The 25,366-nt window shown below is 62.4% G+C and carries 23 protein-coding genes and 1 tRNA gene; 12 read left to right on the top strand and 12 right to left on the bottom strand.

The genetic code is table 11. The features are described 5' to 3' along the window. Positions 1–85 precede the first annotated feature (85 nt). The 8 genes from AACW87_RS09045 (at position 86) to hypA (ending at position 9,093) form a co-directional block, all read left to right on the top strand. A tRNA-Sec gene (locus AACW87_RS09045) sits at positions 86–177 on the top strand. A gap of 268 nt (positions 178–445) precedes the next feature. Then, a complete protein-coding gene (gene selA, locus AACW87_RS09040; RefSeq protein ID WP_241324778.1) occupies positions 446–1,873 on the top strand; it encodes an L-seryl-tRNA(Sec) selenium transferase in 1,428 nt (475 codons plus the stop codon). A gap of 4 nt (positions 1,874–1,877) precedes the next feature. Continuing rightward, a complete protein-coding gene (gene selB / locus AACW87_RS09035; RefSeq protein WP_241324777.1) occupies positions 1,878–3,809 on the top strand; it encodes a selenocysteine-specific translation elongation factor in 1,932 nt (643 codons plus the stop codon). Beyond that, positions 3,806–6,223 carry a carbamoyltransferase HypF gene (gene hypF / locus AACW87_RS09030; protein ID WP_241324776.1) on the top strand — a complete coding sequence of 806 codons (2,418 nt, stop codon included), beginning with the start codon at positions 3,806–3,808 and terminating at the stop codon, positions 6,221–6,223. Before selB ends, hypF begins: the two co-directional genes overlap by 4 nt. Positions 6,224–6,228: 5 nt before the next feature. Continuing rightward, positions 6,229–6,480 (top strand): HypC/HybG/HupF family hydrogenase formation chaperone, encoded by a 252-nt coding sequence (locus AACW87_RS09025; protein ID WP_241324775.1) that lies wholly within the window; start codon positions 6,229–6,231, stop codon positions 6,478–6,480. Further along, positions 6,474–7,592 (top strand): hydrogenase formation protein HypD, encoded by a 1,119-nt coding sequence (hypD, locus tag AACW87_RS09020; RefSeq protein ID WP_241324774.1) that lies wholly within the window; start codon positions 6,474–6,476, stop codon positions 7,590–7,592. The genes AACW87_RS09025 and hypD overlap by 7 nt, the downstream gene beginning before the upstream one ends. 85 nt (positions 7,593–7,677) lie before the next feature. Beyond that, complete coding sequence (gene hypE / locus AACW87_RS09015) at positions 7,678–8,682, top strand: hydrogenase expression/formation protein HypE (RefSeq protein ID WP_241324773.1); 1,005 nt, start codon at positions 7,678–7,680, stop codon at positions 8,680–8,682. 69 nt (positions 8,683–8,751) lie between these two features. Further along, positions 8,752–9,093, top strand: coding sequence for a hydrogenase maturation nickel metallochaperone HypA (hypA, locus tag AACW87_RS09010; RefSeq protein WP_241324772.1), 342 nt, complete (start codon positions 8,752–8,754; stop codon positions 9,091–9,093). Here hypA and AACW87_RS09005 read toward each other — a convergent pair. Continuing rightward, complete coding sequence (locus AACW87_RS09005) at positions 9,071–9,451, bottom strand: hypothetical protein (RefSeq protein ID WP_241324771.1); 381 nt, start codon at positions 9,449–9,451, stop codon at positions 9,071–9,073. The genes hypA and AACW87_RS09005 overlap by 23 nt on opposite strands. Between AACW87_RS09005 and hypB the strand changes: the two genes are divergently transcribed. After that, the gene (gene hypB, locus AACW87_RS09000) at positions 9,338–10,210 is read left to right on the top strand and encodes a hydrogenase nickel incorporation protein HypB (protein WP_241324770.1); all 873 of its coding nucleotides are present in this window, start codon (positions 9,338–9,340) and stop codon (positions 10,208–10,210) included. The genes AACW87_RS09005 and hypB overlap by 114 nt on opposite strands. Positions 10,211–10,504: 294 nt before the next feature. Here the strand turns inward: hypB and AACW87_RS08995 are convergent, their stop codons facing one another. The 11 genes from AACW87_RS08995 to hybO form a co-directional block, all read right to left on the bottom strand. After that, entirely contained in the window at positions 10,505–11,146 is a 642-nt protein-coding gene (locus AACW87_RS08995; protein WP_241324769.1) for an ATP-binding cassette domain-containing protein, read from the bottom strand. 114 nt (positions 11,147–11,260) lie between these two features. Further along, the gene (locus AACW87_RS08990) at positions 11,261–12,049 is read right to left on the bottom strand and encodes an ATP-binding cassette domain-containing protein (RefSeq protein WP_241324768.1); all 789 of its coding nucleotides are present in this window, start codon (positions 12,047–12,049) and stop codon (positions 11,261–11,263) included. Positions 12,050–12,185: 136 nt separating this feature from the next. Beyond that, the gene (locus tag AACW87_RS08985) at positions 12,186–12,998 is read right to left on the bottom strand and encodes an ABC transporter permease (RefSeq protein WP_241324767.1); all 813 of its coding nucleotides are present in this window, start codon (positions 12,996–12,998) and stop codon (positions 12,186–12,188) included. Next, a complete protein-coding gene (locus AACW87_RS08980) occupies positions 12,988–13,998 on the bottom strand; it encodes an ABC transporter permease (RefSeq protein ID WP_241324766.1) in 1,011 nt (336 codons plus the stop codon). Before AACW87_RS08980 ends, AACW87_RS08985 begins: the two co-directional genes overlap by 11 nt. After that, entirely contained in the window at positions 13,983–15,590 is a 1,608-nt protein-coding gene (locus AACW87_RS08975) for an ABC transporter substrate-binding protein (RefSeq protein WP_241324765.1), read from the bottom strand. Before AACW87_RS08975 ends, AACW87_RS08980 begins: the two co-directional genes overlap by 16 nt. A gap of 115 nt (positions 15,591–15,705) precedes the next feature. Further along, complete coding sequence (hybE, locus tag AACW87_RS08970) at positions 15,706–16,233, bottom strand: hydrogenase-2 assembly chaperone (protein WP_241324764.1); 528 nt, start codon at positions 16,231–16,233, stop codon at positions 15,706–15,708. Beyond that, on the bottom strand, positions 16,215–16,745 hold the full coding sequence (locus AACW87_RS08965; protein ID WP_098984275.1) for a HyaD/HybD family hydrogenase maturation endopeptidase: 531 nt from the start codon (positions 16,743–16,745) through the stop codon (positions 16,215–16,217). The genes hybE and AACW87_RS08965 overlap by 19 nt, the downstream gene beginning before the upstream one ends. Next, on the bottom strand, positions 16,745–18,448 hold the full coding sequence (gene hybC, locus AACW87_RS08960) for a hydrogenase 2 large subunit (RefSeq protein ID WP_241324763.1): 1,704 nt from the start codon (positions 18,446–18,448) through the stop codon (positions 16,745–16,747). The genes AACW87_RS08965 and hybC overlap by 1 nt, the downstream gene beginning before the upstream one ends. Then, complete coding sequence (gene hybB / locus AACW87_RS08955; protein WP_042871392.1) at positions 18,445–19,632, bottom strand: Ni/Fe-hydrogenase cytochrome b subunit; 1,188 nt, start codon at positions 19,630–19,632, stop codon at positions 18,445–18,447. The genes hybC and hybB overlap by 4 nt, the downstream gene beginning before the upstream one ends. Further along, positions 19,625–20,668: a hydrogenase 2 operon protein HybA gene (gene hybA / locus AACW87_RS08950; RefSeq protein ID WP_241324762.1), complete on the bottom strand. Its 1,044-nt coding sequence runs from the start codon at positions 20,666–20,668 to the stop codon at positions 19,625–19,627. Before hybA ends, hybB begins: the two co-directional genes overlap by 8 nt. A 2-nt stretch (positions 20,669–20,670) precedes the next feature. Beyond that, a complete protein-coding gene (hybO, locus tag AACW87_RS08945; protein WP_241324761.1) occupies positions 20,671–21,804 on the bottom strand; it encodes a hydrogenase 2 small subunit in 1,134 nt (377 codons plus the stop codon). 712 nt (positions 21,805–22,516) lie between these two features. Between hybO and AACW87_RS08940 the strand changes: the two genes are divergently transcribed. The 3 genes from AACW87_RS08940 to AACW87_RS08930 are packed head-to-tail and all read left to right on the top strand — an operon-like array spanning position 22,517 to position 25,347. Further along, positions 22,517–22,885: a response regulator gene (locus tag AACW87_RS08940; RefSeq protein ID WP_043136600.1), complete on the top strand. Its 369-nt coding sequence runs from the start codon at positions 22,517–22,519 to the stop codon at positions 22,883–22,885. A 16-nt stretch (positions 22,886–22,901) separates the two neighbouring features. Beyond that, the gene (locus AACW87_RS08935; protein ID WP_103472369.1) at positions 22,902–23,222 is read left to right on the top strand and encodes an STAS domain-containing protein; all 321 of its coding nucleotides are present in this window, start codon (positions 22,902–22,904) and stop codon (positions 23,220–23,222) included. Then, positions 23,209–25,347: a chemotaxis protein CheA gene (locus tag AACW87_RS08930; RefSeq protein ID WP_241324760.1), complete on the top strand. Its 2,139-nt coding sequence runs from the start codon at positions 23,209–23,211 to the stop codon at positions 25,345–25,347. Before AACW87_RS08935 ends, AACW87_RS08930 begins: the two co-directional genes overlap by 14 nt. Positions 25,348–25,366: the final 19 nt, after the last annotated feature.

The following is a 25,366-nucleotide window of genomic DNA, read 5'->3' as shown; positions in this document are numbered from 1 at the left end:
TCAGAAAACCGGCCAACCAGCTATTTTTAAACATAAAAAAAGCGTTGCCAGTCACAGAAAATTGCCACAAAATGGTGGCCATTGCGGAAGCTGATGGGGTCTGGTGGCCTTCTCGGTCTTCAAAACCGATGAGAGCCGAGAAGGCTTTGGCAGGTTCGATTCCTGCCTCTTCCGCCAAATTTCATATATTGGAGAGAAACCGTCAATTATGTTTCAGGCTGGTTGACGACTGTTTCACATATTGTTCTAACAAGGCGCCTGTCGCATTGCCAATATAATCTGAATGCGCTCCAACACTCTTATTTTTCTGCTCGAACATTAATTTATCCATTCGCCTTTTTTATTAATTCATGAATGGCGAAAAGCAGCAATAAGCAGCGTTGAAGCGGCCTTCCTCCGGCAAGGCGGCGTGCATGTCACTCCCACGCACAGCCCGGGTCATCCCATGCCAACTCCGTCTGACGTATCCCCCCTCGCCCCCAGCGCCTCTTATGCCGCGACTCCAGCAAACCAGCGCCGTTTGCCACAAGTGGAACAGCTGCTGCAGCAACCTTTTCTCGCAGGGTTTATCGAGACGCTGAGCCGGCCGCTGGTGACCCAGGCAGTGCGCGAGACCCTGAGCGAACTGCGCCAGAGCGAGGCGTTTCGCCAGCACGGGGTCACCGCTGAACGCCTTGAGGCGCTGATTGCCAGACGCTGCCGGCAGCAGTTGCGCCAGCGCCAGACCCGGGTCATCAACGCCACCGGCACCCTGGTGCACACCAATCTGGGGCGCTCGCCGTTAAGTAGCGAGCTGTGGGACGAGGTGCGTGACCTCAACACCGGCTACAACAATCTGGAGCTGGATCTCGCCACCGGCAAGCGCGGCGGGCGCAAGGGGCTGATCGCCCCCCTGCTCGGTTGCCTCACCCAGGCCGAAGACTCGCTGGTGGTCAACAACAACGCCGCCTCCCTCTTCCTACTGCTGCAAGAGATAGCAAAGGGGCGCGAGGTGATCGTCTCGCGGGGCGAGCAGATCCAGATTGGCGGCGGTTTTCGCATCCCCGACATTCTGGCGCTCTCCGGCGCCAAACTGGTGGAGGTGGGCACCACCAATATCACTACCGCCAAAGATTACCTGGATGCCATCACGGATCAGACCGCGCTGGTGCTGATGGTGCACAGATCCAATTTCGCCATTCGCGGCTTTACCGAATCCCCCGACATCGGCGAGCTGGCCCGCGCCCTGCCAGAGCGCGTGGTGCTGGCGGTGGATCAGGGCTCGGGATTGACCACAGAAGAGTTTGCGCCGGACGAAACCTCGGTGCGCCAGTACATCAAGGCGGGGGCGGATCTGGTCTGCTACTCAGGCGACAAGCTGCTGGGCGGCCCGCAATCGGGCATCATCAGCGGCCGCAGCGATCTTATCAAGCGGCTGGAAAAACACCCCATGATGCGCACCTTCCGCCCGAGCCGCATCGTCTACTCCCTGCTGGAACGCCTGCTCATCCACAAGCTCAACAAGTCCCCCATCGGCGAAGGGATTGCCCAGCGCACCCTGAGCAACCCCGCCGCCATGCAGGCCAGAGCCGATCAGCTGATGGCCGCCCTGCCCGGCTGCTTTGCCGAGGTGCCCGCCCAGCTGGTGGTGGGCGGCGGCACCCTGCCGGACGAATTCTACCCGGCGCTGGCGCTTGAATGCACAGATCCGCGCCCGGCCCAGCAACTGCTCGACGCCCTGCGGGAATTGCCGGTGCCTGTCATTGCCACGGTGCGCCAGCAGAAGGTGCTGCTCAATATGGCTACCCTGCTGCCGGCTGAGATGGCGCTGTTGATCGCCCAACTCAAGGAATTGCTGTTGCCCGCCCAGATCAATACGACAGAGGAGCCCTGATCCCATGACCCCCTATCGCGCCGTTATCGGCCTTGCTGGCCACGTGGATCACGGCAAGACCCTGCTTATCAAGGCCCTCACCGGCATCACCACAGCCCGCGCCCACGAGCAGGCCATCGGCATGACTCAGGATCTCGGCTTTGCCCACTTCGACGACGGTCAGGGCAACACCATAGGCGTCATCGACGTGCCCGGCCACGAGCGCTATATCCGCAACATGGTGGCGGGGCTCTGGAGTCTGGATCTGGTGCTGCTGGTGATCGCCGCCGACGAAGGGTGGATGCCGATGACAGGGGATCACCTGCGCCTGCTCAAGGCCATGGGAGTGCCGCGCCTGCTGGTCTGCATCAACAAGTGCGATCTGGTCAGCGCCGACGAGCTGGCCCTGCTGGAAGAGAGCCTGCTGGAGCGGGTGATGGACGAGAGCGGCATGGTGCCCGATATCGTCAGCGTCAGCGCCAAAACCGGCGCCAACATGGCCGCCCTGCACGCAGCTATCGTGGGCCAACTTGCCGATCTGCCAGCATCGCAAGCTGCCCGCGAGCAGGGTGCGCCGCGCCTCTATCGTGAAGAGGCGCCACCGCGCCTTTATGTGGACAGGGTCTTTACTGCCAATGGCACAGGCACAGTGCTCACCGGCACCCTGCAGCAGGGCAGCCTCAAGGTGGGGGACAAGCTGCGCCTCTACCCCGCCGATCGGGAGGTGCAGGTGCGATCCCTGCAGGCCTATCACCAGAGCGTCGATGAAATTGGCGCCGCCTGCCGGGTGGCGGTGGGCCTGAAAAAAGTGCCCCACAAGGAGGTGGCCCGCGGTCACTGCCTCACCAGTGCCGCCGGCCGGTGCGAGGCGGCGACCCACCTTATCGTGCGACTGAACGAGGTCGGCGGCAGCATCCGGGAGCAACGCAACCGCGAGGTTGAAATCGCCCTCGGCAGCTGGCACGGCCGGGCCCGTTTCGTGCCTATCAAGGACACCCGGCTGGCGCGACTGATCTTTGCCAACCCCATCCCCTGCTTCTTCGGCCAGCCGCTCGCCATCATTCGCCACGGCAGCAGCGAACTGTTGCACGGCGCCCGCATCGTCTGGTGCGGCGATATTCACCCCGCCAGACGCAAGGCGCTGCACGCCCTGCTGGGCGAGCTGCCCGATGAACTCGCCAACTACAACCCCGCCACCCTGCAACTGGGGCTCAACGGCTATGTGCTGGCCAGCCGCTTTGACGAGCAGCCCGATCAGGTCACCCCGCTCGGTGACTGGCTGCTGGACAACCACTGGCTGGCGCAGAGCCGCGAGCAGCTGCTCGCCACACTGAAATGCGAGCCCCTGAGCGCCGCCGAGCTGGCGACCCAATTTGGCATCGCCCTGCCGGTCATTCAAGCCCTGCTCCAGCAGCTCAAAAGTGAGCAGCTGGTTCGTCTGCACCATGACAAGTGGCAGCCGGGCAGTGGCGAGTCGGAAGATGATTTGGGGGAAGAGGCACAGCTGGTGCTCAAAGTGGTGCGAGATCAAGGCAAGGAGGGGTACGAGCCCGGTAAACTGGGCCCCGGCGGCGTGGAGCTGGATCCCTTTATCACCCGCAAGCTGCCCACCGCCCTGCAGCAGGGCTTGCAGCGCAACGGTTTACAAAAAAACTGCGCGTTGCAAAAGCAGCTGCGCAACCTGGCGCGACTCAAGTATCTGGTGCAGCTCGATGGCCCCATCTACTACGACGCCGTGCTTTACAACCAGATGGTCGCCGCCGTGCTGGCGGGCCAGCAGGTGGGAGATCTGATCGACATGGCATCCCTCAAGGAGATCACCGGTTTGTCGCGTAAATACGCCATTCCGTTTTGCCTGCGCATGGAGATGGATGGCTGGGTGCGGCGCGAGGAGAACGAGCGCCGGGTGTTGCGCCTGCCAGAAACATCCCATGCCCTGCAGCAGGAGCCGGCATGACGGCCACGCTAGCAGCCCATTCTGCAGCAACCCGACTGCGCCGCGAATTTCATATCGACGGCATAGTGCAGGGGGTCGGCTTTCGCCCCTTCGTCTATGGGCTGGCGCTGCGCCACGCGCTTACCGGCTATGTGCTGAACGATGCCAACGGCGTCACCATAGGTGCCGAAGGCTCCCCCGAGCAGCTGGCCGCCTTTGCCCGCGAACTGCGGGAATTGGCGCCGCCGCTCAGCCGCATCGATCATTTCAGCGAGCGGGAGCTTCTCCGAGAAGATAATCCCGACTATGACGGCCAGTTTCATATCAAGGCCAGCCAGCAGCAGAGCACCGCCACGGTCGCCATCTCGCCGGATCAGGGAATGTGCGAGGCGTGCGCCACGGATGTGGCCAACCCCGTTGATCGCCACCACCACTACCCCTTTACCAACTGCACCCACTGCGGCCCGCGCTACACCATCATCCGCCGCCTCCCCTACGACAGACCCCACACCGCCATGGCAGGTTTTGCCATGTGCCCGCGCTGCGCGGCGGCGTATGAGGATCCGCTGGACAGGCGCTACCACGCTCAGCCGGTGAGCTGCCCCGAGTGCGGGCCCCATCTCAGCTGGCGCAGCGGCCGCGGCGATACCCTGGCTGAGCTCGAGGATGCCCTGCAAATGGCTGCCCGCGCCCTGCAAACGGGGGCACTGATCGCGGTCAAGGGGATGGGGGGTTATCACCTGATATGTGATGCGCGAAGCGAACAGAGTGTTGCCAGATTGCGAACGCTCAAGCGGCGCGCGCGCAAGCCACTGGCGGTGATGATGGGCTCCCTTGCCGAGGCCAGGCTGCATGCCACCGGCAGCGAGGCAGAGTGGAAGCTGCTCGCCTCTCAGGCCAGGCCCATCACCTTGCTGCGCAAACGCACCAAGGATGATCGGCCGTCAGATCTCATGCAACAACAAGCGGCGCCGCTGGCCGAAGGGATAGCCCCCGGCATTCCCTATCTCGGCGTCATGCTTCCCTACACCCCGCTCCATCAACTGCTGCTGGACGCCTGTGCCCTACCGCTGGTGGCCACCAGCGCCAATGGTCGCGGCAGCCCAATCCTCATCGAATGCGAGGCTGTGGTCAGGGAACTCGGGGGTGAAATCGACGGCATCCTGGATCACAACCGCCCCATACTGCACCCGTGCGACGACAGTCTGGTGCAGTGGGCAGGTGGACGGCGCCAAACTTTGCGCCTCGCCCGGGGCTATGCCCCCTGCACCCCCAGTCTGAAACAGGCTGTCAGGGTGCCGCTCTTGGCAGTCGGGGCGCAGCAGAAGAACCAGCTGGCGCTGGCCTTCGGTCGCCAACGCATCTACAGCCCCTATATCGGCGATCTGCACAGTCTGCCGATGCAGGGCCACTTCGAGCAGACCCTCGCCACCTTTCGCGAACTCTACGATCTCAAGCCGGAGATGTTGGTCTCGGATCGCCACCCCGGCTATCTCAGCCACCAGTGGGCCAAAAGCTATTGCCGCGAGCAGGGAGCGACCCATCTCGAGGTGCAGCATCATCACGCCCACCTGCTGGCTGTGATGGCCGAGCACGACATCAGGGGCCCTGTGCTGGGGGTTGCCTTCGATGGCACCGGCCTTGGGGATGACGGCACCCTGTGGGGAGGCGAGCTGCTGCTGGCCGATGTGAAGGGCTTTACACGGGTTGCCCACCTCCAGCCCTTCAAGCTGATCGGCGGCGAGGCGGCCATCCGCGAGCCGGTGCGCCAGCTGCTGGGGCTGCTGTTTGAATCGCACAGTCCTGAGGAGATCGGCGCCCTCGATATTCCGGCGATCAAGCAACTGCCAGTTGAGCGGATCAGCAACCTGCACCAGCTCTGGCATCTCGGTCGCAACGCCCCTTTCACCAGCTCCATCGGTCGGCTGTTCGATGCCGTTGCGGCGCTGCTGGGGGTGATCGATACCCCGGATTACGAGGGTGAAGCGGGACTCCTGCTGGAAGCGGCCGCCTTGCAGCTTGCCCCCAATGAACAGCCCTTCCCCCTCGCCTTTGACCTCAGCCAATCAGCAGAGGGGCCGCTTAAAATCGAGTGGGCAGAGTTGCTCAATACCCTTGTCAGCGAGCGGCGCAAAGGCACCTCAACCGCCAACCTGGCCGCCGGTTTTATCTGCGCCATCAGCAATCTGGTGGTTGCCCTGGCCGGGCGCTTCCCCGGCTATCCGGTGGCGCTCGGGGGCGGCGTGTTTCAAAACCGGGTGCTGATGGACGAGCTTGTGCCCAGCCTCGAAGCAGCCGGCCGCCAGGTATTAACCTCTGAAACCCTGCCACTCAATGACGGTGGCATAGCCGCCGGTCAGCTCTGGTTTGCCATCCACCATATTGCCACGCACCAGCCTGCCACAGCCGGTTGTGCCACCTTGTCGGAGTCCTGAAATCCATGTGTCTATCCATCCCTTCTCAGGTGGTGCAGCTGCACCCAGAAGATAACTGCGTCACCGTCGATACCCTGGGGGTGCAGCGTCGCGTCAGCTGCATGCTGCTCGAAGAGCCCCTCAACCTTGGCGACTATGTGCTGCTCCATATCGGCTTTGTGATGAGCAAGATTGATGAAGAGGAGGCGCAGGCCAGCCTCGAGAGCTTCCGCCAGATGGTGGCCCTTATCCCTGCGCAGGATATCTTGCCATGCTGACCTTGAATGACTTGTTTCAGGGCTTTCGCCAGCCCGAGGTGATCCGCGCCCTCGCCGCGCAAATCCACGCGCTAGCCGAGCAACTGCCCGAGCCGCTGCGGGTGATGGAGGTGTGCGGCGGCCATACCCACACCATCATGAAATACGGACTGCCCCAGCTGCTGCCGGCCAGCATAGAGTTCGTCCACGGCCCCGGCTGCCCGGTCTGCATCATGCCGAAAGAACGCATCGATCAGGCCATCGAACTGGCTAGAGAGCCCAACGTCATTCTGGTCACCCTGGGGGACATGATCCGGGTGCCGGGCTCCAAGGACACGCTGGCCCAGCAGCGGGCCAAGGGGAGCGATATCCGCCCCGTCTATGACCCCCTCGATGCGCTGCGCATCGCCAAGGAGAACCCGGACAAAACCGTGGTCTTCTTCGCCATCGGTTTCGAGACCTCCACCCCCATGACAGCCGCGCTGCTGGCAGCAGCCGACGCTGCGGGGGTGGAGAACCTGCTGTTTCATATCAACCATGTGCTGGTGCCGCCCGCCATCCACGCCGTGATGGCCGACGGGGTGGCCAAGGTGAACGCCTTTATCGGCCCCTCCCACGTCAGCGTCATCACAGGTGCCGATATCTACCTGCCCATCGTTGATCGCTATCAGGTGCCTGTGGTGGTAAGTGGCTTCGAGCCGGTGGATGTGATGGAGGCGCTGCTGATGATGGTGCGCCAGAAGGTGGAGGGTCGCTACGCCCTGGAGGTGCAATACAGCCGGGCGGTCACCGCCAGCGGCAACCGCGCCGCCCAGCGGCTGGTCGACCAATATTTTGAGACCCGCGAGCACTTTCGCTGGCGTGGCCTTGGGGACATCAACGCCTCCGCCCTGCGCCTGCGCGATGCCTTTGCCAGGCGCGATGCGGAGCGCCACTTTCAACTCAGTGAGACCCCCATCGATGACCACAAGGCGTGCCAGTGCGCCGATATCCTGCGCGGGCTGGCCAAGCCAAACCAGTGCAAGGTCTTTGGCCGGGGCTGCACCCCGACCCAGCCCATGGGCAGCTGCATGGTCAGCTCGGAGGGGGCCTGCAATGCCTACTACCGCTATATGGGGATCCAGCAGCAATGAGAGAAATTCAACTTAGCCACAGCGGTCGGGTGATGGGTGGAGATGAACCAGCCTGTTTCGGCAATCTTGTGGAGAACCAGACCCGATGAGAGAAATTCAGTTAAGCCATGGGGGCGGCGGCGTCGAGATGAACCAGCTGATCAACCAGCTCTTCTTCCACCATTTCGGCAACGAGATCCTGCTGCGCGGTGAAGACGCCGCCCTGCTGCAGGTAGAGGGCCCCGTCGCCTTCACCACCGACAGTTTTACCGTCTCGCCGCTGTTCTTCGAGGGGGGCGATATCGGCAAGCTGGCCATCGCCGGCACGGTCAACGATCTCGCCATGATGGGGGCCAAACCGGAATACCTCAGCTGCAGCTTCATTATCGAAGAGGGCTTCCCCTACGCGGATCTCGTCCGCATCGTCGAGTCGATGGCAGCTGAACTTGCCAACAGCGGCGCCCGCATCGTCTGCGGCGACACCAAGGTGGTGCCGAGGGGAGCGGCCGACAAGATCTTTATCAACACCAGCGGGGTCGGCACCTTCCCGCTGCCTGAGCAGAGCCGAGGTATCTCGGTGCGGAGCCTCAAGGCCGGTGACGCCATTCTGGTGTCGCGTGATATCGGCAGCCACGGCGCCTGCATCCTGATGGCCCGCGATGCCCTGCAACTGGGATCCGATCTCAAGAGCGACTGCACCACCCTCTGGCCGCAGGTAGAAGCGCTGCTGCAAGCGGGGCTTACCCCCCACGCCCTGCGCGATGCCACCCGCGGTGGCCTCGCCGCCGTGCTTAACGAATGGAGCACCGCCTCCCAAGTAGGTATCGAGCTGGAGGAGTCCGCCATTCCGGTCTGCGATCCGGTGCGCGGCCTGTGCGAACTCTACGGCTTCGAGCCCCATGATCTCGCCAACGAGGGCACCATGGTGCTGGCCCTGCCTGCCGAACAAGCACAGGACGCGCTGGGCATATTGCGGCAGTTCAACCCCTCCGCCAGCCAGATCGGCGTGGTGCAGGCGAGCGATCGCCACAAGGTGGTGCTCAACAACCCCTGGGGCAGCCGCCGTTATCTGGAGCTGCCGCAAGGGGAACTGCTCCCGCGGATCTGTTGATCGGCATTGCCGTTCACCCAATCACAGGGAGGAGTCACTCCTCCTCCCCATATCGGTTAAGGAGCACCCATGCACGAAATGTCTCTGGCCATGGCCGCCATCGATCTGGCGGCCGAACAGGCTGCACAGCGGGGCTTTAACAAGGTGACAGCCCTCTGGCTCGAGGTCGGCAGCTTCTCCTGCGTTGACCCGGACACCATTGCCTTCTGTTTCGAAGCCGCCGCCAAGGGCACCGCCGTCGAAGGGGCCCAACTGCACTTTCAGCACCAGGCGGCAGAAGCCTGGTGTTACGACTGCAACCAGACGGTCACCCTCACCGAGCGCGGGCAGGCCTGTCCCGAGTGTGGCGGATACAAATTACGAGTCGCGCAAGGGAACAGCCTGCGCATCACCGACATCGAGGTAAGTTGATATGTGTAGCGTATGCGGATGCGGCCAGGCGCGGATTGCCGGCCATGAAGAGGATCACGACCATGCACACCCCCACGCTCACGATCATGAGCACCATCATCACCATGACCATGAGCACGGCCACCCTCATGCCCATGACGCTCATCACGAACATGAGCAGAGCGCACCGTGCACCCTGATCGTTCACCACCACTATCACCATCAGGGGGATGTCCATCACCACTACCACGGGGTACGGGCGCCAGTGGGAGCAGAGGGTCATGAGCACCATCACGATTACGGTCACCCTCACGACCATCATCATGATCATGCCCACCCGCACCACCATAGTCATGCTCATGACCACGAGCATCCCCATGACCACAGCCATTCTCATGACCACGACCACGACCACGACCACGACCACGACCATCAGCAGGGTGATCTGCACTATGGCAAAGGGGAAGCGGGATTGTCGGTTCCGGGCATGGGACAGCGCCAGCTGATCGCCATCGAGATGGATGTGCTGGCCAAGAACAACAAACTGGCCGCCCACAACCGCGAGCACTTCGACGAGGCGGCCCAGCTGGTGCTCAATCTGGTGTCGAGCCCGGGGTCAGGCAAAACCACCCTGCTGTGCGAAACCCTGCGCCAGCTGGCCAACAAGCGCCCTTGCGCCGTGATTGAGGGAGATCAGCAGACCAGCGCCGATGCGGATCGCATCCGTGCCACCGGCGTCCCTGCCGTGCAGATCAACACAGGCAAGGGCTGCCATCTGGACGCCAAGATGGTCCACGACGCCTGCCACCAGCTGCCCGCCAATGAAGGGGGCATCCTCTTTATCGAGAACGTCGGCAATCTGGTCTGCCCCGCCAGCTTCGATCTCGGCGAGAAGTACAAGGTGGCGATCCTCTCCGTCACCGAGGGGGAAGAGAAGCCCCTCAAATACCCGGACATGTTTGCCGCCGCTCAGCTGATGGTGATCAACAAGATTGACCTGCTGCCCTATGTCAGCTTTGACGTGGCCCGCTGCATCGAGAACGCCAAACGGGTCAACCCCTATATTCAGGTGATCCAGGTCAGCGCCACCACGGGTGAAGGGATGGATGCCTGGCTCAACTGGCTGGCCACTGCCTGAAGATGAACCGATTAAACGCCGTTGCTAACGGTGGATAACAAAAGAGGGAGGCTGATGCCTCCCTCTCTTTATCTGCGAACCTTGCCAGCCGTACGATCTGTCCAGAATGGCCAGCGCCTCACACTCGCGTCCCCTCACCCTGGCCCTCTCCCCAGGGAGAGGGAACCGATGAGTGGACACCGATAATGCCCTGCCAGTATCCAGATACGCCGAGGTACATCTTGCTGGTGAACCGCATATTTGCTCCCTTCTCCCCTTGCGGGAGAAGGGTTGGGGATGAGGGGGAACCAACTATCAAGCTGCACTTTCGGTCAGCTCCCCAGATTCGGTCTGCGCCTCACCAAAGCGCAGCACCCGGTGGCAGATCTGGCGCAGCAGCGCCTGCTGGTGACTGAAGACAAGCATGCCGAGCCCGCGCGACTCGCACTCACGCATCAGCTCCTGCCAGAGCTGGCGTTGAATTTGCGGATCCAGCTGGGCGGTCACCTCGTCGGCGACAAGCAACCGGGTGCGGGGATCGAGGGCGCGCAGCAGCGCGATGCGGGCCAACTCGCCACCGGAGAGCTGACCCGGCTTGCGCTCAAGCCACTCGGGCTTGACCATAAAGCGGGCCAGCATGGCGTCATAGGGGCGCCATACATCCCACAGCGCCTGCCCTGTGGTGCGATAGGGATTGAAGGTGAGTTCCGGGTGCTGGGGCACCAGCTGGATGGGGTTGTAGCCTTTTACCTGCTCCGGCAAAGGCTGACCATCCAGCAGGATCTGCCCACCTGCCCGAACCGGTTGCCAGCCCGCCAATACCCGCCCCAGCGTGGTCTTGCCATAACCGCTCGGGGCAGACATCCCCAGCCGCTCGCCCGCCTTCACCGCCAGTGACAGCCCCTGCCAGAGAGGGCGTTCCCCCTGGGCAATGGTGAGATCCCGTACTTCAAACATCAGCAGACCTCCGGGGTAACAAAGGGTGAACGGCGTTATTGCGAGCCCTGAGATTGAATCCCCGCCATTGCATATTTGCCGCGCAGCAAGCTGCCTGTTTAAGAGACGCGAACATCAGGAGACCTCCGGCGCAGAGAAGAGCGCGTTGAACTCCGGCAGCGCCTGCCAGTGGGCACGGAGCATCTCGCTTCCCTGCCCCTGCCGCAGGTGGTGGCTGCTCAGGGTATCGCTCACCTTGCCCTGATGCAGCGCGACTATGCGATCGGCAAAGCGGGCCGCCAGCGCCAAATCGTGGGTCACCCAGAGGATGCCGCTGCCCTGATTGGCCAATTCGCGCAATTGGCTGAGCAGCAGACAGGCCAGCCCCTCGTCGAGCCAGGCGGTGATCTCGTCCGCCAGAATATAGCGGGCACCGCCGAGCGCCGCGGTGCAGGCCAGAATGCGCTTGGCCATGCCGCCGGAGAGCTGGCGCGGATAGCTGTCCAGGGTGGTGGCGGGCAATTGGTAGCGCAACAGCTGCTCGCCGAGTCGCTCGCGGGAACCGTTCTGGCCGCAGAGGCGCGCCGCCCGGCCCAGCTGGCGCTCCACCGTCAGCAGCGGATTGAGGGCGCTTACCCCCTGCGGCACATAGCAGAGGGTGTGGCCGCGCAGACGGGCCCGGCTGGCGTCGCACAGGGGCGTGCCATCGAGGGAAATGGCACCGCGCATCCGCAGGTTGTCCGGCAGCAGGGTCAAGGCGCTTTGCAGCAGCAGGCTCTTGCCCTCGCCGCTCCCCCCCACCAGCGCCACTATCTCCCCCGGCGCCAGTTGCAGGCTGATATCGGTCAGCAAAGGCTGCCAGCTACGCCGCCCCAGCCAGGAGTAGTGGGCCGCCTCTATGGTCACATGGTCAAAACTCAGCATGCTTCACTCCTGTGCCACAGCAGCTGTTGCAGGGCGCGCGAGTAACCTGATCGAATAGCAGCGCCAGCGACAACATAATGAAACTGAAGAAGAGCGCCAGCCAGACTGTGCTGACGCCAGATGGCGGTTTCAAATATCAGCATGGCTCACCCCCAAACCAGAGCTGCTGCAGGGCGCGGGTAGCCTGATCAAACAGCAACACCAGCAGCAGCAACATCAGGCCGGGGAAGAGGGCCAGCCACCAGCCGCCACCGGCCAGATAACGCAAGGCATCGGCCAGCAGCAGGCCAAGGGAGGCCTCATGGGCCGCCAGACCAAAGCCGAGAAAGCTCAAGGCGGCGCTGTGCAGCACCGCATGGGGAAACATCAGCAAGGTGCCGATAAACCACTGGGGCAAGAGCCCAGGCAGCAGGTGGGTGCGCCAGCGCCGCAGCGCCCCCATCCCCTGACAGCGGGCCAGCACCACGTAGTCGCTGCAGGCGATCCGCCGCGCCTCCGCGCAGAGAATGAGCGCCAGCTTGGGCCAGTGGGTGAGCGCCACCGCCAGGATCACCCCGCGCATGCCACCCCCCACGGTAAAGCAGATCAGGATCAGCAGCAGCATATGGGGTAGCGCCAGCATGGCGTCGATCACGAGCCGCACCGCCACATCGCATCTGGTGTGGATGAGCGAGACACTGGCCGCCACCATGGCCAGCAGGCCGCTGCACAGGGCCGTGCTGATACCCAGCTCCAGACTGGTGAGGGTGCCTTGAAATGCCCGCAACCAGAGATCCCGCCCCATCTGGTCGGTACCGAACCAGTGTGCCAGCGAGGGCGGCTGCTGGCGCGCCAGCAGATCCATGGGCACATCCTGATGAGAGAGGCTCCAGCCGTAGACGGCCAGCAGCGCCAATCCGATCAGGGCAAAGCCCAGACGCAACATTGAGGGGAGCGGATTAAACAGCATGCTCACCCTCCCAACCCCGGTTGATGCGGGCCAGCAGCAAACTGGCCACAGTGTTGCCAATAAAGACCAGCAGGGTGCAGAAGAGCACTATGCCCATCAGCAGGGGGATATCCCCCCTCAGCCCCGCATCCACGGTCGCCTGCCCGAGCCCCGGATAGGAGAAGACCTTCTCTGCCAAAAGCGATCCGCCAATCAGCTCGCCAAGGGAGGCAAACTGCAGACAGAGCGCCGGGGTCATGGCGTGGCGCAGCACGTGAAAACGCAGCATGGGCCAGCCGCCATCCCCCTGGGCGCGGGCGTAGCGGATAAAGTCGCTCGCCAGCACCTCGGCCACCCGCCCCCGGGTATGCAGGGCGATGTTGCCCACCCCGAGCAGTGCCAGCGTGGTCACCGGCAGCAGCAGATGGCGCAATCGCATCAGCCAGTCCACCTCATCGGCAGAGAGGCCCGGCGTCCAGGCGCAGCAGACCGGCAGCAGCGGCCAGTGCACCGCAAACAGGGCGAGCAGCAAGAGGCCGACCCAGAAGGTGGGCAGGGAGGCGAGCAAGTAAGCAAGGCGGCAGATAAGGCGATCGGGCCAGCGGTTGAGATAGCGACCGGCGCAGAGCCCAAGCAGGATGCCGAAAGAGCCGGAGAGCAGCCAGGCGCCAGCCAGCAGCAGGAAGGAGGCGGCAAAGCGGCTGCCTATCACCTGAGCCACAGGCGCGTTGTAGAGCATGGAGTAGCCGAGATCCCCCTGCAGCACCTGGCCGAACCAGTGCCAGTAGCGCAGCCACAGCGGCTGATCCAGCCCCCAGCGGGCGGCAATGCGGGCGTACTGCTCCGGGGGAACATGGAGCAGATCGTTGCCGATATAGGCCTTGATGGGATCTATGGGGGAGTAGCTGAGCAGCACAAAGGTGGCGACGGAGACCAGACACAAGAGCCCTGCCAGACGCAGCAGGGCTTTTAGCAAGATGTAACCTGACGTGCTCAAGGGCGAACTTAGCGGCACGTCCACCGCCAGTCAGAGAGGTTGTTGAGCAAAGACCAGCTACCGTGGATCTCCGGCGCCCCCTTGCCAAGATCGATGCAGCGGTTGGCGAGATAGGTGTGCTGCACATTGAGCAGCCAAGCCCAGGCGGCATCCCCCTGCACTCCGGCGCCTGTCTTGCCATCCCACTCCACCTGCTGCCAGAAGGGCACGGCCGCCTGCCAGTTCGGGGCATCCAGCGCCTGCTTGAGATGGCCATCCACCACAGGGTTGCTGTAGTAGCCGGGGTTGTAGAACTCAACGCCACCGGCGCCGCTCTGGTAGTGGTGATAGAGCTCCATGGGATCCAGACTCCCCCACCCCATCAGCACCGGATTGGCGTGCATCTCACGCTCCACCTGCTCCCAGCTGCCGGACTTGAGGCTCACCTCCAGACCTATGGGTTTGAGCATGGCCCGCACCGCTTCCGCCAGATCCCGGCGGGTGCTGTCGCCACTGGTGTACCAGAGGGTGAAGGCCGCGCGCAGGGAGCCCTTGTGGCGAATGCCGTCACTGCCCCTCTTCCAGCCGGCCTTGTCGAGCAGATCGTTGGCATGGGCGGCATCGCCATCCTTGAAGGCGGTAGATTTGCTTTGCCAGGGCAAGCCTTCCACCGCGCTGTAAGCGGGGATGGCGTGTCCTTCCAGCAGTTGATCGGCCAGCAGCTTGCGATCGATGGCGTAGTTGATGGCGCGGCGCACCGCTACGTCCGAGGTCACGTCGTTGCCGATGGCATAACCCTTGGCATCCTTGCCGCCCGCTGGCGGAATGGGGAAGACGATGCCGCGGTTCTCCACGCTCGGCCGCACCCAGAGCTTGAGGGAGGCAGGGACTGTGGGCGCCAGCGACGGGGGGATGCGCACCAGATCGAGCTGGCTGCTCTGGGCGGCGGCATAGGCGCTCTCTTCGTCGATAAAGACAAACACCAGCCGTTTGAAGTCATTGTTGCCGCCGGCGTAATGGGGGTTCGCCTCTACCACCAGCTGTTGACCGGGCAGGAAGCTCACCAACCGGTAAGGGCCGGCACCGACCGGCTTTTGGGCATATGCTTTTGCGTCGTAATCCTTCTTCGACACTATCCCCAAAGATCCCAGCACGTTGACGAAGGTGCTCTGGGGGGCACTCAGGGTGATGGCCACCTCGGTGGGCGAGAGCACCTTGGCCGAGACAAAGTTGCCCATGTCGATCTTGCCGCCACCCCTGGCTGCGCTCTTGTAGGTAAAGGCCACATCCTCGGCGGTAAGCGGTGCGCCGTTGGAGAATTTCAAATCCGGCTTGAGGCGGATGAGCCACCCCTTGCCATCCTTGTTCGGGGTCACAGATTGGGTGAGCACATTCTGCCAACTGAGGTCTGCGTTCTGCTTGAGCAGCGGGCTGTGCAGCAGTAGGTAGCTGCCGTGACTCCAGCCAAGCAGGGGGTCAAACCCTTCGGTAGGCTCGGCGCCGATGGCGAGCTTGAGTTCGGCAGGAACCGGCTGGGCTGCCAGTGCCGAATGAGAGAGTCCGCCCGAGAGCAGGGCCAGCAGGGTGGCCGCGACGACAGGCACACCCTTGCGGCGGCCATGGCATTGAATGGTCATAAGATTCCTTGTTCGTTTGTACCACTCACCTCGAAGAAAAACGCCAGACGAAGAAGCGAGTGAGGGGCCAAAACGGGCCCCTATTCTAAACTTGATTTCGCGTGAAACCTAGCGGCTATGCCGGTTGGCCACGACGGGCACCAAACAGCCGTCTGCGCCCCAGATCCACACCGGCGGCGCCTTGCTGCACCGGCAAGGAGTGCAGCATCTTGAGGGTGCTGCTCACCAGTGAGCGCCCCTCATCGGCCCCGAGATGGGGATCGAGCGGCGACATCAGGGAGCAGGCCAGCAACTGCCCCGTCTCGGGCAGTTCACCCACCATGAAGGTCATGTTGCCGCAGGGGAGCTGCAGGGCGAGCCGATCACTGCTGCTGCGCACGGGCCACAGTTGATCCGGCCCCGGCAGCACCACCAGGCTCAGCATCCAGGGGGTGAGCACGCAGCCGAGCCACTGCTCTTCAAACAACACGCACTCGGCCACTATGGGCATGGTGGCGTGATAGAAGGGCAACCCCTGCATCTGCTCCCGGGCGATCCGTTCATACTGGGCCACCAGCAGGGGTGCGGGATTGGTGGCAAAACCGATGAACTCCTGCACGCTTTCCTGGACGGCATCAGCCTCGCTCAAATGGGACTGCGCCATAGGCCCTCCTGCTCCTGTTTTGCCTTTTCCTGTTCGGAAAGCGCAATGGCGGGGGCGCCGACGCTGGCCAGCAGGGTCAAGATCCTATCCTTCGCCTCCCCCATGGCCGCCGCCACTCGCGGGGTGAGGCCGATGCGGGGTTCCAGCGACTCGGGCTCCACCCCTATCAGGGTGAGCCGCTTTGGCGACTCCCCCGTCATGTGCAGCGCCGAGAGCACGTCCGCCAGCCCCAGCTGGTGCGGGGAGATCTTGCGGCCAAACAGGGTCGGGATCTCCTCGCCCTGCAGGGTCACCACAGTGCCCGGCGGATTGCCGCTGCGCACCGCATCCGCCAGTATGATGTGGTCACGGCTGGCCATGGCTTCGAGCAGCTCCATGCCGGCGGTACCGCCGTCCAGCAGCTCGATGCCGGGGGCGAAACGGTATTCGCGCCCCAGCGCCTCGACGAGACGCACCCCGACCGCCTCGTCACTCAGCAAGAGGTTGCCGACCCCCAGGATCAAGGTGTTCATCACAGCACCTTAACCTGGGTCACTTCACCATTCTGGGTATCCACCACGTGCACCGCGCAGGACATGCAGGGATCGAACGAGTGGATGGTGCGCACCACCTCCAGCGGTTTGGCGGGATCCGCCACCGGCGTGCCCACCAGCGCCTGCTCGTAGGGGCCGGGTTCGTCGTTGAAGTTGCGCGGACCCGAGTTCCAGGTCGACGGCACCACCGCCTGATAGTTGGCGATCTTGCCCTCCTTGATGACGATCCAGTGGGAGAGCATGCCGCGCGGCGCCTCCTCGAAGCCCACCCCGCGAAACTCCTTGTCCGCCGGGATCTCGGCCTTGATGTAGGCGCTGAAATCCCCCTTGCCGATGTTGTCGACCAGCGCCTTCCACTGGTGCGCCAGGGTGTCTTTGAGCACACAGCAGCGCACCGCGCGGCCTATGATGCGGCCCATGGTGGAGTGCAGCTGTTCGGTCTTGATGGCAGAGCCGGTCAGCGCCTTGTAGATGCCGTTCAGCTGATCAAAATGGGTCACCGTCTCCGGGTGCTTGGCGGCGAGCTTCACCAGCAAGTCTGCGAGCGGCCCCACCTCCACCACCTTGCCGTAGAAGGTGGGGGATTTGACCCAGGAGTATTTGCCGTCATCCTGCCAGCCGGTGTAGTCGGGCTCTGTCTTGCCCTCCCAGGGCTTGAGAGGCTCGTCATCCTTGTACCAGGCGTGCTTGTTGCTCTCGGCTATGCCATCCATCAGCCAGGCATCCTGATGGCTCTCGATGGGGCGATAACCCGCCAGATCGCCGTTTTCGATGTAGCCGCCCGGCATCAGGAAGCTGCCACCCTTGGCATCGGTGGGCAGTTCGGGCACGCTCAGGTAATGCTTGGCCCCCTGCCCCAGCGTCAGCCACTCGGGATAGTGAGCGGCTATGATGGCGGCATCCACCTTGTAGACCTGCTCGATGAACTCGCCGAGCCGGTCGATGAAGCTCTTCACATAGAGCAGCCGCTCCAGGTTGAGCACGCTAGGGGCATCCAGGTTGATGGGGTTGGCTACCCCACCCACCGCCAGGTTCTGGATGTGGGGCGTCTTGCCACCCAGGATGGCGACGATGCGGTTGGCATCGCGCTGGCACTCCAGTGCCTGCAGGTAGTGGGCCACAGCGATGAGGTTCACCTCCGGGCTCAGCTTCATGGCCTTGTGACCCCAGTAGCCGTTGGCAAAGATGCCGAGCTGGCCGCTCGCCACCAGGGCGCGGATCTTGTCCTGCACCTTGGTCAGCTCTTCGGCGCTGTTGAGGGACCAAGTGGACACCCCTTTGAGGATGTCCGCCGCCTTTTGCGGATTGGCCTCAAGCGCCGCCGTAATGTCCACCCAGTCCAGCGCGGAGAGCTGGTAGAAGTGGACTATGTGATCGTGGATATTGTGGGCCGCGATGATGAGGTTGCGGATGTACTGGGCATTGACCGGCACCTGGGCGCCGATGGCGTTCTCCACCGCCCGCACCGAGGCGATGGCGTGAATGGAGGTACATACCCCGCAGATGCGCTGCACTATCATCCAGGCATCGCGCGGGTCGTTGCCCTTGACGATCTCCTCCATTCCGCGCCACATGGTGCCGGACGACCAGGCCTTGGTGACTATGCCGCCTTCGATCTCGCAGTCGATACGCAGGTGCCCCTCAATACGGGTGATGGGGTCTATGGTGATACGTTGGCTCATACGTTGGCTTTCCCTCGGGCCTGATAATCTTGGTGAACACGTTCAAGTGATGGCAGTACCGGCAAGAGCCGGATCAGCAGCAAATAGGCACAGACCTCAATGGCGACGAAGCCCAAGGAGATCAGCACTTCCGCCGCGGAGGGGAAGTAGTGATAGCCATTGCCGGGGTTGAAGGCGAGCAGGGAGTAATCCAGTCGCCAGAGGGCTGCGCCCAGCAGCATGCTGAGGGCCCCCAGGAACAACATGCGCGAATCGCGGCGGCTCTTGTCCCAGTGGAACACCAGCAGCGGGAATATCATCAGCGCAATCTCGCTCCAGAACATGACGGCGTAGCGGTTGAACTCGGAGAGATAGGCCGACTTGTCGTTGATGACGATCTCGGCAAAGCGCAGCGCCACAAACAGGATCAGGAAGATGTCGATCACCTGGGTCAGCTTGTAGAACAGCGACTTCTCGTTGGGGCCCCGCCCCGCCAGCCCCGCCTGCACCAAAGAACCTTCAAACACTACGATGGAGAAGCCCATGATGAAGGCGGTCAACAAGGAGAAGACCGGCAGCAGCTCGTAGCTTTGCCAGAGCGGATGTATCTTCTCCCCCGCCACTATCATCAGGGATCCCATGGAGGACTGGTGCATGGTGGGCAGCAGGGCCCCCAGCGCCAGGATGAAGAACATGATCTTGTTGAGCCGCGCCATGGAAGTCTTCCAGCCGAACTTCTCCAAGAGCACGGGGGCGAACTCCAGCGCCATCACCCCGATATAGATGGTCATGCAGACCGCCGTCTCGAACAGCACAGAGGAGGTGTTGAAGAAACCCGGAATGTAGAAGTAAGGCAGGTTCCAATAACGGCCTACATCGATTGTGATGGAGAGGCCGCCCAGCGAATAGCCGAACAGGCTCGCCAGCAGAGCCGGTCGCACCAGGGGGTGATACTCGCCCCGGTTGAACACGTAGACGGCCCAGGCCAGTGCCCAGCCGCCGCAGGCGAACCCTGTGCCGATCAGCAGATCAAACGAGATCCACAGACCCCAGGGGTAGCCGCCGTTCAAATCAGTGACCGAGCCCAGCCCGAAGATGAGGCGTTTGAGGATCAGCATGCCGCACAGGATGACGAAGGGCGCCAGCACTATGACGGGCCAGCTGACCAGCTTGCCACCGAGCGGATGTGCCTTGTGGTTACTCATGATCCTTGCCTCCCTTGTCAGAACCCGGCTCTTTGCCCTGCCCAGGCGCATGGTCCTCGTCATGAGGGTGCGCCTGATCGTGCTTCTTGGCGTTGCGGCGAATGAGCACAGAGAGGCCGGTCAGCACCACCATGGGCAGCACCATCCCCTTGTAGAGGGTGTGCTGGATATGCTCCGAGCGCGCCCCTGAGGAGAGCTCCGGCAAGTCGGGCATGTCGAGCTTGGTGTAAGGCACCCCGGCCAGCACCAGAACCTGGGTGCCACCGCCCTCTTTCTCGCCATAGACGTAGGGCTGGTAGTTCGGCACTTCATGCAGATAAGGGTCGTTGGCGTTAAGGGTCTGGCGCGGATAGGCGTACTCGCTGCCCGGGCTCGCCAGCAGGCGGCGCCTGGCCTCGGCCATCAGATCCTCGCGGCTGCCGAAGATGACGGCGCCGGTCGGGCACACCTCGACACAACCGGGCAGCTTGCCCTGATCAATCCGCTCAAGCCCCTGCTGGTTGCAGAGCTCGCACTTGTGAATGGCCCCGAACGGGTTGTCGTAGTCATATTTGGGCACATCGAACGGGCAGCCCACCATGCAGTAACGGCAGCCGGTGCAGACGCTCGGGTCGTAGTGGACTATGCCGGTCTTGGGATCTTTTTTAAGGGCCTGCACCGGACAGACGGAGACGCAGTTGGGATCGACGCAGTGCATGCACTGCTTCTTGATGTAGGCATAGCCATCCACCAGCTGATCCTTGTGCTCACCCGTGCCGCTCTTCCACACCTGAATGATGTTGTTGGTGTAGGGGGTCAGCTTGTCGTTGTTGGACCAGGTCTGCTCTCCCGCCGGGTTGGCCGGGTTGCCGTTGAGGCGCTGGCACTCCGCCACGCAGGCCTGACAGCCGACGCAGAGGGTGGAGTCGTACAACATGCCGAGCGATCCGGGAATGGGCGGCTTGTTCTTGGCCGCCGCCATGGCGCTGCCGGGCACGGCGGCCCCTGCCGCCAGCGCGCTGGCGGAGGCAAACTTGAGGAAATTGCGTCTGTTCACGGTCACTCCTCCCGTGATGGGTGCTGCCCGGCTTCGTGGCGCTTCTGCTGGCGACCGAGTTCACGCACCGTCATCAGGCTCACCCCGACCAGCACCCCGAGGGCACCGCCGATGAGGCCGGTGGCGGTGGGCGACATGTGTCCCCCCTCCTGAATGGCCACGTCGGGTTTATCCACCCGCGGGGTCGGATTTTCGACCTTGGCGAGCTGGAAGATCCCCTTGCTGAAACCCACCCCCTGTTCGTTGCAGCCGTAGCAGGGATGGCCTATGCCCACCGGCCAGATGCCGCCACCCACGTCGCAGAACTCCAGGGTCGAGCAGTTGCCGTAGGTCTCGGGTCCCTTGCAGCCAAGATGGTAGAGACACCAGCCCTGACGGTGGCCCTCGTCGCCGAACTCCTTGGCAAAGCGTCCCGCATCGAAGTGCGGGCGGCGCTCGCAGTTCTCGTGGATGAGGCGCTCATAGGCAAACAGCGGGCGCTTCTTGCTATCCAGCGCCGGCAACTTGCCGTAGGTGATGTAGTAGGCGACCGTGGTGAGGAAGTTGTGGGGGTTGGGCGGGCAACCTGGAATATTGATGATGGGGGTGCCGATATTGCCGAGGGCCTCCTCCAGGCTGACGGCGCCGGTCGGGTTGCCACCGCTGGCGGGCACACCGCCCCAGGCAGAGCAGGAACCGATGGCGATGACGGCAGCCGCATCGGCAGCCGCACGGCGGATATGATCGACTATGGGTTCACCGGCCACCATGCAGTAGACGCCACCATCTTTCAATGGAATGGAGCCGTCCACCACCAGCACATACTTGCCCTTGTAGCGCTCGATGGCGTTGCGCTTGTTCTCTTCCGCCTGATGGCCAAAGGCCGCCGAGAGCACCTCGTGGTACTCCAGCGAAATGGTGTTGAGGATCAGGTTTTCTATGGTGGGGTGGGTTGAGCGCAGCAGTGACTCGGTGCAACCCGTGCACTCCTGCGCGCCAATCCAGATCACCGGTGGCCGCTCGGGGCTGATGAGCGCCATGGCCATCTTGGCCACGGCATTCTGGCTTAATCCCAGGGTTGCGGCCATCCCGGCGCACAATTTCATAAAGTCACGGCGATTAATTCCATGAGCCGATAAAAAATTATCCTCGACCATTCTTCTTATTCCCGTTAGTGAGCACTTGTTTGATAAATGCTTAATAGCGGAAATGCTAAGGACTCCCCTCTCCTCCCGTGTTGATCTCCATCAAGCTGCGGGACATTATCCAGATATATAACTCATCATTATTAATTTAAAAAAACCATATGCAGCATGTAGTTAGCCAACACTGCAACGAACCAACAAAATACCCACAAAGGGTTATTTTTGTAACTTTATGAATTAACAACATAAAAATCATTCGTTAATTCGCGATGTTAAATAATCAGAATGAAAGCGTTGTCACACTATTTTCCAGGCCACTGATGTTATCAGCCATGAGTGATCGCCAGAAAAGAAAGAGGCCGATAAAATATACCTTTATTATTTGTTATCATATATGTAAACAACAAGAATAGACTTGCCAATGATATTTATTATCAGCTGTTGTTCCGTCAATATCGTGCTCATGGCAGCGCTCATTCAACTGCCTTTTATTCGGGCAAAACCGTACCACGGCCAGGAGCCTTTTCCTCGTTTCCATCCCTAGCCTCACACCTAGCCCCCATAGGAGGTTGCACAATCAGTGCCAAGTGTCTCCCAGGTCTGGTTGCAATATAAAAAATCTCTCCAACATCAGACTCTTGAACAACAATTATCACTGAGGCCCAGAGCTGGCCTCGCCCCTGCGCTGGGGCCCACTCCTGATGTAGCGTCGAGAGGATGACTTATGGGCAAGACCATACTGGTGGTGGATGATTCCGTCGGGATCAGGGCGGCCATCACCATGACGCTCAGCAGCGCCGGTTTTGACGTGATAGAAGCAGAAGATGGCGAAGCCGCCCTCATCCAGCTGGACAACCAACGCGTACACCTCATTATTTCAGACCTCAACATGCCCGGCATGGATGGCATGACGCTGCTCAGACGGGTCAAGGCGCAGCAAACGACCCGCTACCTCCCCTTCATCATGCTGACCACGGAAGACTCCGACCAGATCAAGCGAGAGGGATTCGAGGCCGGCGCCCGGGTCTGGCTGACCAAGCCGTTCGAGCCGCTCAAGCTGCTCGATGATGTCTACAAGGTGGTGCAACCATGATCCGGGAGCGACTGTCATGAGCCTGGAACTCGATACCCGGCACACTCCCCCCACCGCCACCCTGAGCGGTGAACTGAGCATAATGACGCTGGGGGATCTGCAGGACGATCTGTTCGGCCTGCTCAACTTTGCCGACCTGAACCTGGACTTGAACCCGCTGGAGGTGCTCGACGGCTGTGGCGCCCAGCTCATCGCCATCTTGCAGCAGGAAGCAAGCCAGCAGGGCAAGCGGCTGCGGCTGCTGGCGAGCGATGAGTGTGTCGCCCACGAGGTGTTGACCGAGCTGGGGTTGTGGGCAGACGTTGGCTCGGAGGGGGCGGTTCATGGACATCAATAAGGCCCGCGCCCTCTTTTTCGAAGAGGCCTATGAGCAATGCGACAACCTGGAACATGCCCTGCTGGATCGTGAGAGCTATCCGGCCCACCCCGACACCTACAACCTGATGTTTCGCACCGCCCACACCATCAAGGGTTCGGCGGGCATGCTGGGGCTGACCATGCTGGTGCGCTTCGCCCACGCCATGGAGAACATGCTGGAGCGGCTGCGCAGCGGCGAGATAGCGCTGGATGAACACCTGATCAACCTGTTGCTGGCCTGCAACGATCAACTGCGCGATCTGTTGCAGGGCGCCGAACACAATCCCGAACTGCAGCAGACCGAGACCCAGCAGATCCTGGCCCTGCTCTCCCAGTTGCAGGGTCACCAGACCCTGCCCAGCGAGCCGCTGGCCATGCCCTCGCCGGCCCCCGTTGCCTCGCAGGATCTGCGCCCCTGGCACCTCTCCTTGCGCTTCTATCCGGCCCTGTATCAGGATGGCTTCGACCTGCTAGCCTTCATCCGCTACCTGGCCAATCTGGGACGGATCCACTTCATCCAGCCGATCTGGCACGAGTGGCCACCGCTGCAACTGCTCGATCCCACAGAATGTTTTCTCGGCTACGAGATAGGCCTGCTCAGTGCCGAGCCCAGAGAGCGGATCCTGGGCACCTTCGATTTTGTCACCCACGCCAGCCTCATCAGCGTGCTCACGCCGCATCAGGATCTGGCGCTGTTTGCCGAGCAGGGCCAACGGCTGGCGGCATGGCGGGATGAACCACTCTCGGCCCAACTGCAACGCTGGGTGGCCGCCCAGGCACTGACCGAAGCGGAAGCCGCCCGCATCGCGAGCGGTGACTTGTCGAGTGCCACCACGACGCCGGCACCAACGGAGCCCGAGCCGGCCCCCATCCCCGCCCCCCTGGTTCAGGCCAAGCCGCAGCTGCGCGCCGAAGGGCACTATATCCGGATCGAGGCAGCCAAGCTGGATCGCCTGATCAACCGGGTCGGCGAGCTGGTGATCGCCACCTCGGCCACCACACTGCAGGCCAGACTCAGGGGGGATGCGGAGCTCATCGAATCAGTCGCCACCGTCAACACCCTGGTGGAGGGGATACGTGACGATGCCCTGACCCTGCGCATGGTGCCCATCAACGAGATCTTCAACCGTTTCCCGCGACTGGTGCACGAACTCTCCCAGCAGACGGGCAAGGAGATCCAGCTGCAGATCCGCAACGCCGACACCGACATCGACAAATCCATGGTCGAGAAACTGACCGATCCCCTGATGCACCTGGTGCGCAATGCCGCCGATCACGGCCTCGAAGATCAGGCACTGCGGCTGGCGGCCGGCAAGCCGGCGCAAGGGGTGATCACCCTGAACGCCTACCACGACGCCGGTGCCGTTGTGGTGGAGGTGAGCGATGACGGCCGGGGCATAGATCGCGACAAGATCCTCGCCAAGGCCCACGCCCAGGGCATGGTGCCGGAGGGCAAGGTGTTCGGTGAGCAGGAGATCTTCCAGCTGCTGTTCCTGCCGGGGTTCTCGACCGCCGCCGATGTCAGCGATCTCTCGGGGCGCGGGGTCGGGCTGGATGTGGTCAAGCGCAATCTGGACTTTCTGCGCGGTGAAACCACCATAGAGAGTCGGCTGGGTGCAGGCACCACCTTCCGGCTCAGGCTGCCCCTGACCCTGGCCATCATAGACGGCTTCCGGATTGAGGTGGATCACGCCTCCCTGGTGATCCCCCTCGACATGATGGTCGAGTGCATCGACCTGCCGCCGGATGCCCTGCACAGCCAGAGTCGCCAGATCAACGTGCGCGGAGAGTGGGTTCCCTTCATCGCCCTGCGCGAACTGTTTGCCCTGCCAGCGGCGACCGAACCCGAGTTCGTGGTGATGGTCGATTACGCCGACAACCGCGCCGGTATCGTGGTGGATCGCCTGATAGGGGAAGTGCAGGCGGTGATCAAACCGCTGGGAGACTTGTTCAAATCCCTGCGTTACGTCAGCGGCTCCACCATTCTGGGCAATGGCCAGCCGGCGCTGATCCTCGACGTGCCCCAACTCATCCAGCTGGCGTGGCGGCGGGAGCAACACTTGCTCCATCAGCAGGCCGACGCCCTGTACACCATCAGGCATTGACCACAGACCATACTGTCAC

The organism is Aeromonas sp. MR7 (assembly GCF_963899385.1).
In the GTDB taxonomy this organism is placed as follows: Bacteria; Pseudomonadota; Gammaproteobacteria; order Enterobacterales; family Aeromonadaceae; genus Aeromonas; species Aeromonas bestiarum.
This window is presented reverse-complemented; position numbering and strand designations above follow the sequence as displayed.

What these genes read in the sequence shown, in the direction of transcription:
- selA (WP_241324778.1), top strand. Translation starts at nt 446, where the DNA reads ATGCCAACTCCGTCTGACGTATCCCCCCTCGCCCCCAGCGCCTCTTAT.
- selB (WP_241324777.1), top strand. Translation starts at nt 1,878, where the DNA reads ATGACCCCCTATCGCGCCGTTATCGGCCTTGCTGGCCACGTGGATCAC.
- hypF (WP_241324776.1), top strand. Translation starts at nt 3,806, where the DNA reads ATGACGGCCACGCTAGCAGCCCATTCTGCAGCAACCCGACTGCGCCGC.
- AACW87_RS09025 (WP_241324775.1), top strand. Translation starts at nt 6,229, where the DNA reads ATGTGTCTATCCATCCCTTCTCAGGTGGTGCAGCTGCACCCAGAAGAT.
- hypD (WP_241324774.1), top strand. Translation starts at nt 6,474, where the DNA reads ATGCTGACCTTGAATGACTTGTTTCAGGGCTTTCGCCAGCCCGAGGTG.
- hypE (WP_241324773.1), top strand. Translation starts at nt 7,678, where the DNA reads ATGAGAGAAATTCAGTTAAGCCATGGGGGCGGCGGCGTCGAGATGAAC.
- hypA (WP_241324772.1), top strand. Translation starts at nt 8,752, where the DNA reads ATGCACGAAATGTCTCTGGCCATGGCCGCCATCGATCTGGCGGCCGAA.
- AACW87_RS09005 (WP_241324771.1), bottom strand. Translation starts at nt 9,451, where the DNA reads ATGGGGATGCTCGTGGTCATGAGCATGACTATGGTGGTGCGGGTGGGC.
- AACW87_RS08995 (WP_241324769.1), bottom strand. Translation starts at nt 11,146, where the DNA reads ATGTTTGAAGTACGGGATCTCACCATTGCCCAGGGGGAACGCCCTCTC.
- AACW87_RS08990 (WP_241324768.1), bottom strand. Translation starts at nt 12,049, where the DNA reads ATGCTGAGTTTTGACCATGTGACCATAGAGGCGGCCCACTACTCCTGG.
- AACW87_RS08985 (WP_241324767.1), bottom strand. Translation starts at nt 12,998, where the DNA reads ATGCTGTTTAATCCGCTCCCCTCAATGTTGCGTCTGGGCTTTGCCCTG.
- AACW87_RS08975 (WP_241324765.1), bottom strand. Translation starts at nt 15,590, where the DNA reads ATGACCATTCAATGCCATGGCCGCCGCAAGGGTGTGCCTGTCGTCGCG.
- hybE (WP_241324764.1), bottom strand. Translation starts at nt 16,233, where the DNA reads ATGGCGCAGTCCCATTTGAGCGAGGCTGATGCCGTCCAGGAAAGCGTG.
- AACW87_RS08965 (WP_098984275.1), bottom strand. Translation starts at nt 16,745, where the DNA reads ATGAACACCTTGATCCTGGGGGTCGGCAACCTCTTGCTGAGTGACGAG.
- hybC (WP_241324763.1), bottom strand. Translation starts at nt 18,448, where the DNA reads ATGAGCCAACGTATCACCATAGACCCCATCACCCGTATTGAGGGGCAC.
- hybB (WP_042871392.1), bottom strand. Translation starts at nt 19,632, where the DNA reads ATGAGTAACCACAAGGCACATCCGCTCGGTGGCAAGCTGGTCAGCTGG.
- hybO (WP_241324761.1), bottom strand. Translation starts at nt 21,804, where the DNA reads ATGGTCGAGGATAATTTTTTATCGGCTCATGGAATTAATCGCCGTGAC.
- AACW87_RS08940 (WP_043136600.1), top strand. Translation starts at nt 22,517, where the DNA reads ATGGGCAAGACCATACTGGTGGTGGATGATTCCGTCGGGATCAGGGCG.
- AACW87_RS08935 (WP_103472369.1), top strand. Translation starts at nt 22,902, where the DNA reads ATGAGCCTGGAACTCGATACCCGGCACACTCCCCCCACCGCCACCCTG.
- AACW87_RS08930 (WP_241324760.1), top strand. Translation starts at nt 23,209, where the DNA reads ATGGACATCAATAAGGCCCGCGCCCTCTTTTTCGAAGAGGCCTATGAG.